This window comes from Nocardia yunnanensis (assembly GCF_003626895.1).
Classification (GTDB): domain Bacteria; phylum Actinomycetota; class Actinomycetes; order Mycobacteriales; family Mycobacteriaceae; genus Nocardia; species Nocardia yunnanensis.
Genome location: NZ_CP032568.1, coordinates 7,363,150 through 7,378,838 on the forward strand (window position 1 = coordinate 7,363,150; position 15,689 = coordinate 7,378,838).

Genomic DNA, 15,689 nt, shown 5'->3' on the forward strand with positions numbered 1-15,689 from the left:
GGGGTGAGCGAGAGCACGGAGAGCTATACGTTCGGGGTCTGGGATGCGCCACTGCTGGGCGACACCATCGGGGCCAATCTGGATCGGACCGCGGCCGCGCATCCCGACCGCGAGGCCCTCGTCGACTACACCACCGGCATTCGCTGGACCTACCGCGAGTTCACCGCCGAGGTGGACGCGCTGGCGCTGGGCCTGCTGGCGGCGGGCATCGGCAAGGGCGACCGGGTGGGCATCTGGGCGCCGAATTGTCCGCAGTGGACGCTGACCCAGTACGCGACCGCCAAGATCGGCGCAATCCTGGTCAATATCAACCCGGCATACCGGTCACACGAGTTGCGATACGTGCTGCGGCAGGCCGGGATTCGGCTGCTGGTGGCGGCGCCGAGCTTCAAGACGTCGGACTATGCGGCCATGATCGCCGAGGTGGAGCCGGAGTGCCCGGAGCTCGAGCAGGTGGTGCTGCTCGACAGCGGGCGGTGGCGCGAGCTGTTCACCGCCGGCCGGGCCGCCGACCCGGATCTGCTGGCCGCGGCCGGCTCGGGCCTGTCCGCCGACGATCCGATCAATATCCAATACACCTCGGGCACAACGGGTTTCCCGAAGGGCGCGACCCTCAGCCACCACAATATCCTCAACAACGGCTACTTCGTGGGCGAGCTGTGCGGCTACACCGAGCAGGACCGGATCTGCATCCCGGTCCCCTTCTACCACTGCTTCGGCATGGTGATGGGCAATCTGGCCGCCACCAGCCACGGCGCGGCCATGGTCATCCCGGCCCCCTCCTTCGACGCACGCGCCACCCTGGAGGCCGTCGCGGCCGAACGCTGCACCTCGCTCTACGGCGTGCCGACCATGTTCATCGCCGAACTGGCCGACCCCGAATTCGACAGCTACGACCTGTCCTCGCTGCGCACCGGCATCATGGCCGGATCGCCGTGCCCGGTGGAGGTGATGAAGCAGGTCATCGAGCGAATGGGCATGCATGAGGTGAGCATCTGCTACGGCATGACCGAAACCTCGCCCGTCTCCACCCAGACCCGTCGCGACGATTCGCTGGTGCAGCGCACCGCCACCGTGGGCCGCGCCGGACCGCATATAGAAATCAAGATTGCCGACCCGGTGAGTGGGGTAACCCTTCCGCGTGGAGAAGCCGGTGAACTGTGCACCCGTGGCTATTCGGTCATGCTCGGCTACTGGGGTGAGCCGGAGCAGACTGCTGGAGCTATAGACTCCGCGCGCTGGATGCACACCGGCGACCTGGCCACCATGGACGCCGACGGCTACATCGCCATCACCGGACGCATCAAGGACATGGTCATTCGCGGCGGGGAGAACATCTACCCGCGCGAGATCGAGGAATTCCTCTACACCCATCCCGACATCCTCGACGCCCAGGTGATCGGCGTGCCCGACGCCAAGTACGGCGAGGAGCTGATGGCCTGGATCCGGATGCGCCCCGGCACAACGCCTTTGACCCCCGAGAGCCTGCGCGAGTACTGCCGGGGCAAGCTCGCGCACTACAAGATTCCCCGTTACGTGCACCTCGTCGACGAATTCCCGATGACGGTGACCGGCAAGATCCGCAAGGTCGAGATGCGCGAGATCGGCGCGCGGCTGCTCGACCGCACCGAGGAGGACGCGTGACCCGCAATACCGACGCCTACCGCGCCGCCCGCGACGGGCTGCTCTCCGTCGCGACGGACTACGACGCCGCGCTGCGCGATTTCGCGTGGCCGCGACTGACGGGCGAATTCAACTGGGCCACCGACTGGTTCGACGTCATCGCCCGGGACAACGACCGCCCGGCGCTGTGGATCGTCGAGGAGGACGGCGCCGAGCAGCGGATCTCCTTCGCCGAGATGGCCGACCGCTCGGATCGGGTGGCCGGCTGGCTGGCGGGGCTCGGCGTCGGCAAGGGCGACCGGGTGATGCTCATGCTGGGCAATCAGGTGGAGTTGTGGGAGGCCATGCTGGCGGTGGCCAAACTGGGCGCGGTCATCATGCCGACCACCGGTGCGCTGGGCGCGGCCGACCTGCGCGACCGGATCGAGCGCGGCGCAGCGCGTTTCGTCATCGCCAACGCGGCCGATACCGGCAAGTTCGACGAGGTGGCGGGCGACTACACCCGCATCGCGGTGGGCGCGCCGGTGCCGGGCTGGCACGATTACGCGGACGCGGCAGCGGTCGAACCGACCGGCCCGTTCCGGTCCGGCACCGAGGTGGGCGATCCGCTGCTGGTCTATTTCACCTCCGGCACCACCAGCAAGCCCAAGATGGTGCAGCACTCCCAGATCAGTTACCCGGTCGGTCATTTGAGCACCATGTACTGGATCGGCGTGCGGCCCGGCGACGTACACCTGGCCATCAGCGCGCCCGGCTGGGCCAAGCACGCGTGGAGCTGCTTCTTCGCGCCGTGGCTGGCCGAGGCGACCGTATTCGTCTACAACTACGCGCGTTTCGACGCCGCGGCGCTGCTGGACCAACTGCGCCGGGCCGAGGTGAACACGTTCTGTGCGCCGCCCACGGTCTGGCGCATGCTGATTCAAGCCGATCTGGGCGAGCGACCGACCGGCTTGCGTGAAATCCTCGGCGCGGGAGAGCCATTGAACCCGGATGTCATCGCCCAGGTCGAGAAGGCGTGGGGTTTGACCATTCGCGACGGTTTCGGCCAGACCGAGACCACCCTGCAGGTCGGCAATACACCCGGGCAGCCGCTCAAACCGGGCTCCATGGGCCGCCCCGCGCCGGGGGTGCCGGTGGTGCTGGTGGATCCGATCACCGGCGAGCTCGCCGAGGAGGGCGAGATCTGCCTGGATCTCGCTGCGGCGCCGGTGAATCTGATGACCGGCTACCTCGGCGATCCGGACCGCAATGCCGCGGTCATGGCCGGCGGCTACTACCACACCGGCGATGTCGCCACCCGCGATTCCGACGGCTACATCACCTACATCGGCCGCACCGACGACGTCTTCAAATCCTCCGACTACAAGGTCTCCCCCTTCGAACTCGAGAGCGTGCTCATCGAGCATCCGGCCGTGGTGGAGGCGGCGGTGGTGCCGCAGCCGGACGACACGCGCCTCGCGGTACCCAAGGCGTACGTCGCGCTCGCGGCAGGATGGGAGCCGGATCGCGAAACCGCCCGCGTCATCCTGGAATACGCTCGCGATCACCTGGCGCCCTATCTGCGCGTGCGCCGGCTGGAATTCACCGAACTACCCAAGACCATCTCCGGCAAGATCCGCCGTGTCGACCTGCGCCGCCGTGAGGAGCAGGCCCACGCGGCCGGCGAAACCCTCTCCACCGAGTACCGCTACGAGGACGTACTGAACGACAGCAAGCCCTGAATACACCTCGCACCAGCCAACTACGACCCGATCGGAGTTCCAGTGCCCCACACCGTGGAAACCGCCACCGCCTACGTCATCGCCGCCCTCGAAGCCAAGGGCACCGCCTCCCACGAGGACTTCGACGTGCCCGGCATCGTCACCACCACCCACGGACTCACGCAGACATGGGATTTCCACGCGATCGACAGCCGCCGGTTCTGGGGCATAGCGGCAACCTTCCTGCGGGTCTGACCCGCGAGCGCCCCGGCCCGCCCGGCAGCGCCCGAGCGGGCTGGCTCACAGTTCGGCGAATCCCCGGTTTCCGGCCGGGAATTCCCCGCACCATTGGCGTATGCACACCTCCGATACCGTCTCGCTGCCCCGGTTCGTCCTGCGTCACGCGGCCGGGGCCGGTATCGATCCGCACCGGCTGGCCCGCCAGGCCGGACTGTCGGGCTGGCAGGCGGCCGAGGGCAGCACCCGTGTCGCCAGCGACATCTATCCGCGGCTGTGGGAGCTGCTCACCCACGAATCCGGCGATCCGGACGCGACCTTCCGGGTGCTCGAGGAGTACCGGCTCGGTGAGTTCGGGCTGTTCGACTATCTGATCTCCACCGCCGACACCCTGTGGGAGGGGCTGACGGTCATCGGGCCGTATATCGGCGCGGTGAGCACCAACTTCCGCTTCGACGCGAGCGCCCGCACCGAGACCGAGTGCACCTTCGATCTGCACATGATCAATGCCGTCGGCGAGGGCCGGGAATTGAGCGTGCGGTCCGGGCTGGGCCTGGTGGTCTCCCGGGTCCGGCAGCTGGCCGGCAGCGCCGTGGACCCGGTGCGCCTGTCCTTCCAGCAGCGCGCCCCGCGCCGCCACGACGCCTTCCGCGAGTTCTTCGGCACGGCCGACCTGGAATTCGGCGCGGCCGCCAACAGCGTCACCTATCGCACCGCCGACCTGGCGCGGCCGCAGGTCACCGCCGACCCCATGCTGGCGCAGGTGCTGCGCCGGCATGCCGCCACCCTGCCGCCCCCGCCCCCGCACGCCACCGAATGGCCCGACCGGGTGGCCGCCGTGCTCGCGGAGGTGCTCGACGATTCCGACCCGCTGCTGGACGAGGTCGCCCGGCGGCTGTACACCAGCCCGCGCACCCTGCAGCGTCGCCTGGCCGAATCCGGCACCACCTGGCGGCTGGAGGTCGACCGCGCCCGCAAACGCCATCTGGAATGCGTCGAATACCCGCCGCTCCTGCAAGGCGAAGCGGTGTGAGCCGCAACGGTATTCGTCCGTCTCGCGACACGGTGACGGTGCGATGAACGGGGCGGGCGCCAGCGGCTCCGACAGCGTGTTACTGGCCCGCTTCGTGCTACGGCGCGGGCGCACGGCCGGATTGGACCCGCGGGAGCTGGCGCGGGCGGCGGGCGTCGGAGCCGGCGTGCTGGCGGAATCGGCGGGAAGTGTTCCGGGACTGTGCTATCTGCGGTTGTGGGAGTTGCTCGAGCAACGGACCGGACAGCCGCACGTGGGGTTGCGGGCGGCCGAGCGGCATGCGAAGGGTGAGCTGGGGATGATCGACTACCTGGTCGCCACCGCCGGCACCGTCGGCGAGGGGCTGCGGGCGGCAACGGAATTCGGGGCGCAGCTGACGCGCTCCCGGCGACTGGACGTGGCGTGCGAGAGCGAGTCGTGCACCACCTTCGTGACCGGGAGCGTGGCCGACGGTCGCGGCGCGGAACTGGCCGCGCAGGCGACCTTCGCGTTTCTGACCTCTCGCGTTCGCTTCGCGGCCGCGGCGCCGATCGTCCCGGCGCGGATCACCTTCCGGCAGCGAGCTCCGCGTCATCACGCGCCGTTCGTCGAGTTCTTCGGCACCGCCGCAATCGATTTCGGCGCCGACACCGACTCGATGACGCTGCACCGCGCCGATATGGACCGGCCGCAGCACAGCGCCGATGCCCGGCTCGCGGGGGTGCTGCGCCGGGGCGCGGCCGCGGCCACCCTGTCCAGTCCGCCGGCGCGGGCCTGGGCGGATCTGGTAGCGGCGGAACTGGATTCCCCGCGCTGGGGCGTGCGCTCGGCGGCCACGCGGCCGCCGACGCTCGAGGACGCCGCCGCCCGGCTCGGCACCAGCCCGCGGACCCTGCAGCGGCGGCTCGCGGCGGCGGGCACGAGCTGGAGCCGGGAGCTGGCGAACGCCCGGACGCGGACAGCCGGTTGATGGACCGCTCGTGACCAACCGAAACGATTGTCACGACAGCATTCTCATGGTCCGCTTCGCGCTGGAACGAGCCGCCCGCGCCGGACTGGACGCCGACCGGATCGCCCGGCTGGCGGGCGTGGCCGCCTGGCGGGAGGGCGGCGAGGGGACGCGGGTGTCGCCACGGTACTGCCTGCGCGCGTGGGAACTGCTGGAGCAGGAGACCGGGGATGCGGCCATCGCCCTGCGGGTCTCGGAGGAGAGCACGACCGGGGAGTTCGGTCTGCTCGAATATCTGTTCCTGTCGGCGGCGACACTGGATGCGGCACTGGAAACGTGTGTGCGTCACACCGGCAGTCTCACAACGAGTTACAGCTTCCGGATCACGGACCGCACCGGGGACGAGGTGCGCTACGAGATCCTGTCCGCGGTCGAGGGCTGCCGGGGTCGAGAACTGTTGGTGCAGGCGGCTTTCGCCTTGATCGTCGGGCGTGGCCGGGTGGCCACCTGCGGCGCGGTGACGCCGTCGCGGGTGTGCCTGCGGCAGGCCGCGCCGGCCGATCCGAGCCGGTTCGCCGAGGTGTTCGGCACCGGCGCAATCGAATTCGGCGCCGAGTCCGACACCATCACCCTGCGGGCGGCGGATCTGGCGCTGCCCATGAAATCGGCCGACCCCGAGCTGACGGCGGTGCTGCTGTCGTACGCGGCCACGCTGCCGGCCACTCCCGAGTTCGGGGTGACCTGGCTCGACCAGCTCGGTGACGCCCTGGACGCGGCGCTGGCGGACGGCGCGGCGACGCTGGAAGCGGTAGCGCGGCGGCTGCTGACCTCACCAAGATCATTGCAACGTCGGCTGACCGACGCCGGGACCACCTGGCGGCGCGAGGTGGATCGCGCGCGCCGGCGCAGATTGCGGCGGGCCGAACATCTTTCGCGGGCTCAGCAGGCGGAATTGCTGGGATACGCGGATCCGGCGAGCCTGCGGCGGGCGGTCAACCGGTGGCGGGAGCGCGAGGATCGATGAGAATCGACCCCCGCGTGTGAGCCGAAATCGCACCTACCGTACGGTATTCCGGCAACCACACAGCTAGGTTGGCGTGTCCCGGTTCGGTTTGGCGTCTTCGGAACTCCCCTGTGGCGTAACCGGAAACAAAACTGGTCGGATACGCCAGTGACGCGTCGGCCGCGAGGCTCGCCACGGCGTAGACGATGTGTGGTCGCGGCCGACGCTGTCCACGGCCACGCATCCGCACGAGCACCCACCGGACCGGTTCATCGATAGGAGCTTTCTCGTGGCCCACACCGCAGAGACCGCCACCGCATTCGTCGTCACCGCCGTGGAGGCCAAGGGCACCGCCACCCGGCACGACTTCGACATCCCGGCGATTGTCAGCGCCACCCACAGCCTCACCGAGAGCTGGGATTTTCACAGCGTGGACCGAAACATGTTCTGGAACATCGTCGCGACGTTCCTCGAGCACTGAGCCTGGCGCGCTGAGACTCCGGGGCGGCGCCGAGACTCCGGGGCGGGCTGTGCGGCTAGACGCCGTCGACCGACAGCACCGCGTTCATGAGCGTCATGGCCGCCGCGCAGGGATCGGGCCGGGCCGCGTGGTCGCGGTTGTGCACCCACCAGGTGACGGTGCCGGTGTCGGCCACCGTCACCGCGCAGCTGCCCGGATCCTTCGGGTCGCGCCAGTACATGCCGCCGAAGTTCTTCACCACCAAACGCTCGATCCGGTAACCGAATTGGCCGGCGATCTGCACCTCGCGCGCCAGGGTGTCGTCGCGCAGCCAGGCGTAGGTGAGGTCGACGGCGCCGCCGCCGGGATTGCTCGCGGTCCAGTCGCAGATGGTGGGTGCGCTCAGCTGCCGCATGTTCGTGACGGCGATCGCGCTCGCCAGCTTCTGGTCCTCCACCGGGCCACAGCCGGCCAGCAGGTTCGGGTCGGCGGACGCGGGGGCGCCGTCCTGTTTCGCCGCATGCGAGCAGCCGGTGAGCGCGGTGATCAGCAACGCCGCCACCATGATTCGCGCGGACACTCGTCTCATGAGCCCTGTCCCGCCTGCTTCAGGGTGGCCGTCGCCAGCTGGTCGAGCCCCCGGCACGGCTGGGCGCCCGCGGCGCGGTGCACCGTCCAGTCGATGAAGTCGGTGTCGCCGAACGCGACCGCCAGCTCGCAGGTCGCCGGGTCCTGCCACTCCAGGCCCGCCTGACCCGCGACCCGCACGTCCGCGGGCTTACCGGTGGTCACCTGGGTGCGGCGCTCTGTCAGCGAACTGCCCCGGAACCAGTGGAACACCACCGCTTCGGCGTCGTCGCCCGACTGCCAGGTGCAGCTCATGGGATTGGCCGCCTCGGGGCGCAGATCGGTGAGCCCGGTCTGCTGGGCGATGTCGGCGTCCGGCACCCCGCCGCAGAGCGCGATCGTATTCGGCGACGGCAGCACCGCTTTGGGCGCGCTCGTCGTGGTCGTGGCCGTCGCCTGCTGGTTCGCGCCGCCGCAGCCCGCGACCGCCAGTCCGATCAGGGCGATCCCCGCCGCCGCGCCCGCCGTTCTCCTCACTCGGACCAGGGTAGGCGAACCGGTGCAACACCGCCCGGGGCGGCGCCGGAGCACAGTGCGCGGATTGCGCGCAATAGCGATTTTGACTTCTTATCGAATCTTATCTACGTTGGAATCGCACCTCGATAGGCGAGGCTCCTGTACGAACACAGGCCACTGATCTGACGACGTCGAGAGACGCCCAAGGTTAGGACAGATTTCCCCGGATTAAGGGGTTATCCAAAGTGGCTTCCCGCCCAGCGGAATACGTCGCACAGTGCCGAAGCTCTGACGAGAGGGGTGTCCGTCCTTTCCGGTTGTCGCCGGGCCGACCTCCCCCCGTGTGCGCTGTCGTTTCGCGTTCTACTAGTTCGAGGAGGTCGGGGCACCCAGATGACGCCCTCTGACAGTCCGGAGTCTCCGGGCCGGCCCCTCCGCCGGCGAGCGGGCCGTTAAGCAGCACACCGCCGCCGCGTCGTCACGACGCGCGTAATTCACCGATATCCGATGCCGCTGCCACGGCGGCGTGATATTCGCGCGCGCATTTTCGAGTTCGGAAATTCGCAATTCATGACCGACCGTCCGCACACCTCGTGCGCGACGGAATTCGATGCTGCCCGCAAAACCCTTGCCGCGGGCGGCGACAGATGAGGGGACACAATCCCGATGAGAATTCGTATGCTCGCCTGCCCGGCGCTGATCAGTGCCGCACTGCTGCTCACCACCGACGCCACCGCCCACGCCGAACCGGCGGCGATCGAGGCCACGGCCACCATCGTCGACCGGACGGTGCGACTGCACACCGACGCGGGCTCGCTGCGGGTGGATCACGACCGCCTGCAGATCCTCGACCCCGCGGGCGTCGTCGTGGGTTCGCTGCCGCTGCTGCTGGCCAAGCAGAACACCATGTATCCGATCGACGTCCGGATCGACGGCGACACCGCCGTGCTCGCGCCGCGGCCCGACCGCGCCCGGCCGCTCACCGACGAGGAGCGGGCCCAGACCGATCGGGCCGCGACCGCGCCGGTACGGAACATCGATCTGCGTCCGGTCAGCGACGGCGACAGCCCCGAGGACCGCTTCAACGACGCGATGGGCCACGTCAACACCGCACCGCCCGCCCAGGCGTGAGGTGGCTGCCATGACTCTCGAAATCGCAATCCCCAACCGCCCCAAGACCTCTCCCGATCTGCCCCGGGCTCGCGGCGGACTGCGGCCCGCGGACTATCTGCTGCTGACCGCCGGTGTGGTGCTGACGGTGGTGGTGGTCAAGCTCTTTCGCGACATTTCGCTGCCGTGGACGCCGGGCGGCAGTCCCGACACCGTGTCCACCGATCCGTCGAACCTGCCCTATTACGCGGCCCGCACCACGCTGCGCATGTTCGTCGGCCTGGCCGCGTCGTTCCTGTTCACGCTGGTGGTCGGGCAGTGGGCCGCGCACTCCCGGCGCGCGGAGAAGGTGCTCATCCCGCTGCTCGACATCCTGCAGTCGGTGCCGGTGCTGGCGCTGGTATCGATCACGGTGACGGCGTTCATCGCGCTGTTCCCGGGCTCCTACCTGGGCGCGGAGGCGGCGTGCGTGTTCGCCATCTTCACCGCGCAGGCGTGGAACATGACCTTCGCGTACTACCAGTCGCTGCGGAACCTGCCGCGCGAGCTGGACGAATCGGCGCGCATGATGCGGCTGACCCGCTGGCAGCGGCTGACCCAGCTCGAGATTCCGGCCGCCATGATCCCGATGATCTGGAACGGCATGATGAGCTTCGGCGGCGCGTGGTTCATGCTCGCCTCCTCGGAGATCATCAGCGTCTCCGGCAATGATCAGGCGCTGCCGGGCATGGGCAGTTTCATCGCCGCCGCCACCGAGGAGGCCGCGGTCGGCAAACTCGTGCTCGGCGCGATCGTCATGGTCGTCACCATCGTGCTGGTGAACGTGCTGTTCTGGCGGCCGTTCACGGCGTGGTCGGAGCGGTTCCGGGTGGAGCACACCGAGGCGGCGCTGGCGCCGCGCAGCCTGGTGCTGGATCTGTTGCGGCGCACCACCGTTCCCGGCCGGATCGCGGCGCGGCTGCGGCCCGTCGGGGAACGGATCGACCGCGGCATGCGGGTCTTCGGCCGGGCCACCCGCTCACCCTTCGAGCGGCGCGGCAGTCGCGGCGGGGACGCGGTGTTCTTCACGCTGCTGTTCGCGGCGCTGGGCTGGGGCGCGTGGACGCTGGCCCGCTACTTCGAAAGGACCGTCGGCTTCGCCGAATTCGGGCCCGCTTCGCTCATGGGGCTGGCCAGCCTCGGCCGGGTGGTGGTGCTGCTGGTGGTGTCCACGGTGGTGTGGGTGCCGGTCGGGGTGTGGATCGGCATGAATCCGCGCATCTGCCGATTCGCGCAGCCGGTGGTGCAGGTGCTGGCCAGCTTCCCGGCGCAGTTCCTGTACATCTTCGTGGTCGCCGGGCTGACCTACACCGGGATCTCGCTCGATATCGGCGGCACCGTGCTGATGGCGCTGGGCGCGCAGTGGTACGTGCTGTTCAACGTGATCGCGGCGGCCGGGCAGATCCCCACCGATCTGCGCGAGGCCATGGACGATCTGCGGGTGCGCGGCTGGGAACGCTGGAAGTCGTTGATCCTGCCCGCGATCGCGCCCGGCTATGTGGTCGGGGCGATCACCGCGTTCGGCGGCGCGTGGAACGCCACCCTGGTCGGCGAGGTCGTCGACTCCGGCGGCACGCATCTCGAGGCGTTCGGGCTGGGCGCGTACATCACCAATGCGACCGGCAACGACGAGTTCGCCAAGGTCCTGCTCGGCACGCTGGTCATGAGCGTGGTCACGGTCGCCATCAACCGGTTGGTGTGGCGGCGCCTGCAACGCACCGCCGAGACCCGGTTCGCGCTGGTCTGAATCGATTCCCTTGCCAGACAACACTTCACGAATGGAGGACACCCGATGTCCACCCCCGTCATCACCGTAGACCGCGTCACCAAGAACTTCACCAATCCCTCCGGCGAGCAGCTGGCGGTGCTGTCCGATGTCCGCATGGAGTTGCGCGAGGGCGAAATCGTCGCGCTGCTGGGCAAATCCGGTTCGGGCAAGTCCACCCTGATGCGCATCATCGCCGGACTGATGCGACCGTCGGCCGGGGCCGCGTTCCTGCGCGACAACGAGATCACCGAGCCGAATGCCGCCACCGCCATGGTGTTTCAGACCTTCGCGCTGCTGCCGTGGCTGACGGTGCGCCAGAATGTCGAACTCGGGCTGCGCGCCCAGGGTATGCCGGCCTACGAGCGCGCCGAACGGGTCACCGACGCCATCGACATGATCGGGCTCGACGGCTTCGAGAACGCCTATCCCAAGGAGCTTTCCGGCGGGATGCGCCAGCGCGTCGGATTCGCCCGCGCCCTGGTGGTGCGGCCGGAGGTGCTGCTCATGGACGAGCCGTTCTCGGCGCTGGACGTGCTCACCGCGGAGAACCTGCGCGGCGAGCTGATCCGGCTCTTCGGCGAGACCGCCTTCCCCACCAAGACCATGCTGATGGTGACCCACAATCTCGAGGAGGCGGTGCAGCTGGCGGATCGAATCCTGGTGCTGGACAACAATCCCGGGCGCATCAAGGGCGAGATCCGCATCGGGTTGGCGCATCCGCGCGACACCCGCGGCGTCCAGTTCCAGAACCTGGTGGATCACGCCTACCGGATGCTCACCGATTCGCCGTTCGACGGGGACCGCTGCGGCGTCGAGCCGACGCCCACCAATCGGCCGCTGCCGGACGCCGGCGTGGACGGCATCGCGGGCCTGCTGGATCTGGTCGCGGTGAGCGGCGGTCGCGCGGATCTGCCGGAGCTGGCCGGTGCGCTGCGTTTCGAACTCGACGACATCATGCCGCTGGTCGACGCCGCGCGGCTGCTCGGGCTGGCCACCGCCGCCGACGGGGACCTGGAGCTGACGGTCGACGGCCGGATGTTCGTGGACGGCGACATCGACACGGCCAAGGCCGGTTTCGCGCGGGTGGCGCGCGCCAAGGCGCCATCGGTCGCAGCCATCGACCATGCCTTGGCCGCGGCGCACCATCAGCGGATGCGCGACGGGTTCTTCCTGGATCTGTTGCGCCGCAACTTCTCCGAGGAGGCGGCGCGCCGGCAACTGCGGGTGGCCATCGACTGGGGCCGGTACGGGGAGCTCTACGAGTACGACGCCGACGAGCGGATGTTCCTGCGCCATCCAGAGCACGGCTGAGTGCGCCGAACCGTGTCACTCCGGGCGGCGGGCCTCCCGGGCGCGGCGCTTGCCCTCGTGCATGGCCTGCACGCGGGCCACCGGGATGGTGTGCCCCTCGGCGATCAGGTCGGCGGGTAGCCGCTGCGGGGCGGGCATGAGCTCGGCCCACGGATCACGATCGCCGAGTTCGCGCACGGCGGTGCGAATGGTGAACTCGCGCGGGTCGATACGAGGAAGATCGGCCCACGCGATCGGGAACGACACCGTCGCACCCGGCCGGACGCGCGGGCTGTAGGCGGCCACCACGGTCGCGCCGCCGGCACGGGTGGAATCCAGGAAAACCTTGCCGCCGCGGTCTTCTCGAATGAAGGCCGTGGTGGCGAGGGCCGGGTCCAGGCGTTCGGCGCGGGCCGCGATGGCGCGGGTGGCGGCCGCGGCGTCCTCGAGATCGACGCCCGCGACCACCGGGACGAAGATGTGCACGCCCTTGGAACCGCTGGTCTTCACCGCGCCCGCCAGCCCGTCGGCCTCGAGGGCGCGACGGATCAACTCGGCCGCGCCGACCACCTGGGCGAAAGGCTGATCGGGGGCGGGATCGATATCGAGCACGAGATGCGTCGGGGAGCCGGAATAGTCGGCCAGGCCCGCGGCCGGCAGCAAGGTCACGTGGTATTCGACGGCGCGCTGATTGCCGAACCAGAGCAGGGTGCGCACGTCGTCGCACAGGGCATAGGAGATCTCGCGTTTGGAACTGCCCGCCCACAGCGTCGCCCGGTGCACCCAGTCGGGGGTATATTTGGGCAGGTTCTTCTGCATGAACGGCTCTTGGCCCGGACGAACCCGCACCACCGACAGCGGCCGGTCGCGCAGCAGCGGCACCATCCGCTCGCCGACCGCCTCCAGGTAATCGATCAGATCGCCCTTGGTGGCGTCGGCCCCGTCGAAGAGGGGACTGTCGAGACTGGAGAACCTCAGTCCGGCCCGCGCGTCATCGCCCATCGGGCCACCATATCCCCCACCCCCGACAAGCCGCCGGACCTCACCCGCATGCATCTGGAAAGCCTTGTGCGCTGCCTGATTTCAAGGGGAACAGTCGCTCGCGCCAGCCGGTTGCCCCTGGCATGACACTCGGAATCGCGCTCGCCGCGAAGAATGCGGACAACTATGTCGATGCGATCGTGGCCCAGGCCCGGTCGGCGCACGAGCTCGGGGTGGGGGCGATATGGCTGGGGCAGCGCATGGACTACGACTCGCCGACGCTGGCGGCGGTCGTGGGCCGCGAAGTGCCGGGCCTGCAGGTGGGGACCTCGGCCATCCCGGTGGTGGGGCGGCATCCGCTGCTGGTCTCCGCGCAGGCCCAGACCGCGCAGGCCGCGACGCACGGCCGGTATCACCTGGGCTTGGCCCTCGGGTCGGCGCTGGTGGCCGGGGCGTTCGGGGCGCCGTTCGAGCGGCCGATCGCCCGGCTGCGTGAATTCCTCACCGCCATCGGGCAATTGCTCGACGAGGGCACCGCGGATTTTCACGGGGAGCTGCTGACCGTCACGCCGCCGCTGCCGACGGCGCTACCCGGCGCGCAGCCGCGCATTCCCGTGCTGGTGGCCGCGATGGGACCGCAGGCGCTGCGCGTCACCGGCGAGCTCGCCGACGGCACACTGCCGTACCTCGCCGGGCCGAAAACCCTGAGCGCGCACATCGTTCCGGATCTCACCCGGTCCTCGTCGGGTACGCCGCGGGTGGTCGCGTTCGTCCCGGCCGTGGTCACCGCCGATGTCGAGCGGGTGCGCGCGGCCGCGGTCGACAGTTTGGCCTTCTACGAGCAGGTGCCGTCGTATCGTCGCGTCCTCGAGCTGGAGGGTGCGACACGCGCGGCGGAGCTGGCCGTCATCGGCGACGAGGAGACCGTGGCCGCCGCCGTCCACCGCTATTACGAGGCCGGGGCCACCGAGGTCGTGCTCACCAGCACGGACCTCGGCAGCCCCGAAGACGAACGTCGGACCTGGGCGCTCGCGGGCCAGATCTGACGCTGCGGCGACAGCCGATCAGTTGTCGTTGTGGAACAGCAGCCGGCCGATCATGTCGCCGAGGGCGTGGCCTGATCCGGCCGCGCTGCCCGAGCCGAAGCCGGCGATGTCGGAGTTCTGCTGGCTGATCTGATCGGCCGGCTGCGACGGCACGTCGGCGCCGGCGACACCGGCGGTGGTGACGACGGCCGCGGCGATGACGGCCGTGCCCAGCGCGGTACGAACGAAGGCGCGCTTGATGTCCATGAGTCCCTCCCCACGCCGCCCGAAGACGGCAAAATGATCTTGACTCCGGAATTCTGCACTGCGCCAACGACTCTGCGCAAGATAGATCTTGCGGCCGGCGAATCAGTGCGGCGGTAGGGCGGCGTCGGCGACGACCGCGGTCACGCCGGCGAGGGTGACCGCGGCGGCCAGGAGATGGGTGCGCCGGTAGTGGGTGAGCAACACCGCGACGAACTCGCGCAGGAAGGCTGCCGGAATGAAGTATCCGGCGGTGCGGGCGCCGACCACGTGGGCGTCGATCCCCGCGCGACGCGTCAGGGCGGCGGAGCGCAGGACATGGAAGTTACTGGTGACCACCGTCATTCGAATCCGATGGGCGGGGATTCCGCGAATCTCCAATTGCCGGACACAATTTCCGATGTTCTCCGCGGTGTTCTGGGAATGGCGTTCGCGGACAATCATATTCGCCGGGATATCGTGTGCCGTGAGATAGCGGGCCATCGCGTCGGCTTCGCAGGTGGCTTCGTCGGGGCCCTGACCGCCGCAGGTGACGATCACCGGCGGCGCACCCACCGCCGCGGCCGCGCGGTAGGCGCGAATGCCCCGGTCGAGGCGGGCGGCCAGCAGCGGGGTGACGGCTCTGCGGTTGAGACCGCAGCCGAGGATCACGATCGCGTCGGCCTCGGAACGGTCGGGCAGGTTGCTGTAGAGCAGCGCGTAGCCGGTGAAGGCGATCAAATGCATCACCAGGTATCCCCCGACGAGACAGCCGAGCAGGCCGAGCTGGGTCGCCCACGAGGGCGCCGGCACGCCGGCGGCCATCACCGCGATTCCCGTTGCCAGGACCAGTAATCCGGTGCCGGCGACCATCGGCACGAATGTCGTCGGCGAGCGGCCTTCGCGGCGCACGACGGTGAAGCCGTTGGCCACCAGCGCGATACCGCCGGCGGCCAGTACGGCCGCCGCGATCGCCGCGAGGTGTGATCGCGCCGTCGCGATCGGGCCGAAACCGACTGCGAGCGTGGCACATCCGGCGGCTAGCAGCACCACCGCCGCCAGCACCACCAAACCCGTCGACAGCCGGCGCGGTTCGCGAGTCACGCGAAACACGCCCACGGCCGCCAGCACCGAACCCAGCGACAGCAATGCCGCGGTCTCCATCA

16 protein-coding genes and 1 riboswitch are annotated in these 15,689 nt (G+C 69.4%); of the genes, 11 read left to right on the forward strand and 5 right to left on the reverse strand.

What is annotated here, in order from left to right:
• The first annotated feature begins 3 nt into the window (after positions 1–3).
• From D7D52_RS34545 to D7D52_RS34575, 7 genes are all read left to right on the forward strand, one after another.
• Positions 4–1,644 carry an AMP-binding protein gene (locus D7D52_RS34545; protein ID WP_120743179.1) on the forward strand — a complete coding sequence of 547 codons (1,641 nt, stop codon included), beginning with the start codon at positions 4–6 and terminating at the stop codon, positions 1,642–1,644.
• Entirely contained in the window at positions 1,641–3,344 is a 1,704-nt protein-coding gene (locus D7D52_RS34550) for an AMP-binding protein (protein WP_120743180.1), read from the forward strand. The genes D7D52_RS34545 and D7D52_RS34550 overlap by 4 nt, the downstream gene beginning before the upstream one ends.
• Before the next feature lie 42 nt (positions 3,345–3,386).
• Positions 3,387–3,578 (forward strand): hypothetical protein, encoded by a 192-nt coding sequence (locus D7D52_RS34555; RefSeq protein ID WP_120743181.1) that lies wholly within the window; start codon positions 3,387–3,389, stop codon positions 3,576–3,578.
• Between the two features lie 100 nt (positions 3,579–3,678).
• Positions 3,679–4,593, forward strand: coding sequence for an AraC family transcriptional regulator ligand-binding domain-containing protein (locus D7D52_RS34560; RefSeq protein ID WP_120743182.1), 915 nt, complete (start codon positions 3,679–3,681; stop codon positions 4,591–4,593).
• Between the two features lie 43 nt (positions 4,594–4,636).
• On the forward strand, positions 4,637–5,542 hold the full coding sequence (locus tag D7D52_RS34565; protein WP_162958756.1) for an AraC family transcriptional regulator ligand-binding domain-containing protein: 906 nt from the start codon (positions 4,637–4,639) through the stop codon (positions 5,540–5,542).
• Positions 5,543–5,552: 10 nt separating this feature from the next.
• On the forward strand, positions 5,553–6,545 hold the full coding sequence (locus D7D52_RS34570) for an AraC family transcriptional regulator ligand-binding domain-containing protein (protein ID WP_162958757.1): 993 nt from the start codon (positions 5,553–5,555) through the stop codon (positions 6,543–6,545).
• Between the two features lie 268 nt (positions 6,546–6,813).
• Positions 6,814–7,005, forward strand: a complete 192-nt coding sequence (locus D7D52_RS34575) for a hypothetical protein (protein ID WP_120743185.1) — start codon at positions 6,814–6,816, stop codon at positions 7,003–7,005.
• A gap of 55 nt (positions 7,006–7,060) precedes the next feature.
• Here the strand turns inward: D7D52_RS34575 and D7D52_RS34580 are convergent, their stop codons facing one another.
• On the reverse strand, positions 7,061–7,573 hold the full coding sequence (locus tag D7D52_RS34580) for a DUF3558 family protein (RefSeq protein WP_120743186.1): 513 nt from the start codon (positions 7,571–7,573) through the stop codon (positions 7,061–7,063).
• Positions 7,570–8,088 (reverse strand): DUF3558 family protein, encoded by a 519-nt coding sequence (locus D7D52_RS34585; protein ID WP_162958758.1) that lies wholly within the window; start codon positions 8,086–8,088, stop codon positions 7,570–7,572. Before D7D52_RS34585 ends, D7D52_RS34580 begins: the two co-directional genes overlap by 4 nt.
• Before the next feature lie 114 nt (positions 8,089–8,202).
• A riboswitch (M-box (ykoK) riboswitch) is annotated at positions 8,203–8,374 on the forward strand.
• A gap of 359 nt (positions 8,375–8,733) precedes the next feature.
• Here D7D52_RS34585 and D7D52_RS34590 point away from each other — a divergent pair.
• Genes D7D52_RS34590 through D7D52_RS34600 form a run of 3 tightly spaced genes read left to right on the forward strand, consistent with a single transcriptional unit; the run spans position 8,734 to position 12,295 of the window.
• Positions 8,734–9,198 carry a DUF8020 domain-containing protein gene (locus D7D52_RS34590; protein ID WP_162958759.1) on the forward strand — a complete coding sequence of 155 codons (465 nt, stop codon included), beginning with the start codon at positions 8,734–8,736 and terminating at the stop codon, positions 9,196–9,198.
• Between the two features lie 10 nt (positions 9,199–9,208).
• Positions 9,209–10,963 (forward strand): ABC transporter permease, encoded by a 1,755-nt coding sequence (locus D7D52_RS34595; RefSeq protein WP_120743189.1) that lies wholly within the window; start codon positions 9,209–9,211, stop codon positions 10,961–10,963.
• 45 nt (positions 10,964–11,008) lie between these two features.
• Positions 11,009–12,295, forward strand: a complete 1,287-nt coding sequence (locus D7D52_RS34600; RefSeq protein WP_120743190.1) for an ABC transporter ATP-binding protein — start codon at positions 11,009–11,011, stop codon at positions 12,293–12,295.
• Positions 12,296–12,310: 15 nt separating this feature from the next.
• Here the strand turns inward: D7D52_RS34600 and D7D52_RS34605 are convergent, their stop codons facing one another.
• On the reverse strand, positions 12,311–13,276 hold the full coding sequence (locus D7D52_RS34605) for a DNA polymerase domain-containing protein (protein WP_120743191.1): 966 nt from the start codon (positions 13,274–13,276) through the stop codon (positions 12,311–12,313).
• Positions 13,277–13,398: 122 nt separating this feature from the next.
• On the opposite strand from D7D52_RS34605, the gene D7D52_RS34610 reads away from it, so the two are divergent.
• Positions 13,399–14,301: a TIGR03564 family F420-dependent LLM class oxidoreductase gene (locus D7D52_RS34610; protein WP_120743192.1), complete on the forward strand. Its 903-nt coding sequence runs from the start codon at positions 13,399–13,401 to the stop codon at positions 14,299–14,301.
• Positions 14,302–14,319: 18 nt separating this feature from the next.
• On the opposite strand, the gene D7D52_RS34615 is transcribed toward D7D52_RS34610, so the two are convergent.
• Together D7D52_RS34615 and D7D52_RS34620 are read right to left on the reverse strand one after the other, a co-directional pair.
• Positions 14,320–14,547 (reverse strand): hypothetical protein, encoded by a 228-nt coding sequence (locus D7D52_RS34615; protein WP_120743193.1) that lies wholly within the window; start codon positions 14,545–14,547, stop codon positions 14,320–14,322.
• A 102-nt stretch (positions 14,548–14,649) separates the two neighbouring features.
• The gene (locus tag D7D52_RS34620; RefSeq protein ID WP_120743194.1) at positions 14,650–15,687 is read right to left on the reverse strand and encodes a YdcF family protein; all 1,038 of its coding nucleotides are present in this window, start codon (positions 15,685–15,687) and stop codon (positions 14,650–14,652) included.
• Positions 15,688–15,689 lie beyond the last annotated feature (2 nt).

Bases quoted from the DNA above. Each gene is read 5' to 3' on its own strand.
- D7D52_RS34560 (WP_120743182.1), top strand. From the start codon at position 3,679: ATGCACACCTCCGATACCGTCTCGCTGCCCCGGTTCGTCCTGCGTCAC.
- D7D52_RS34610 (WP_120743192.1), top strand. From the start codon at position 13,399: ATGACACTCGGAATCGCGCTCGCCGCGAAGAATGCGGACAACTATGTC.
- D7D52_RS34620 (WP_120743194.1), bottom strand. From the start codon at position 15,687: ATGGAGACCGCGGCATTGCTGTCGCTGGGTTCGGTGCTGGCGGCCGTG.
- D7D52_RS34590 (WP_162958759.1), top strand. From the start codon at position 8,734: ATGAGAATTCGTATGCTCGCCTGCCCGGCGCTGATCAGTGCCGCACTG.
- D7D52_RS34605 (WP_120743191.1), bottom strand. From the start codon at position 13,276: ATGGGCGATGACGCGCGGGCCGGACTGAGGTTCTCCAGTCTCGACAGT.
- D7D52_RS34565 (WP_162958756.1), top strand. From the start codon at position 4,637: ATGAACGGGGCGGGCGCCAGCGGCTCCGACAGCGTGTTACTGGCCCGC.
- D7D52_RS34595 (WP_120743189.1), top strand. From the start codon at position 9,209: ATGACTCTCGAAATCGCAATCCCCAACCGCCCCAAGACCTCTCCCGAT.
- D7D52_RS34600 (WP_120743190.1), top strand. From the start codon at position 11,009: ATGTCCACCCCCGTCATCACCGTAGACCGCGTCACCAAGAACTTCACC.
- D7D52_RS34580 (WP_120743186.1), bottom strand. From the start codon at position 7,573: ATGAGACGAGTGTCCGCGCGAATCATGGTGGCGGCGTTGCTGATCACC.
- D7D52_RS34615 (WP_120743193.1), bottom strand. From the start codon at position 14,547: ATGGACATCAAGCGCGCCTTCGTTCGTACCGCGCTGGGCACGGCCGTC.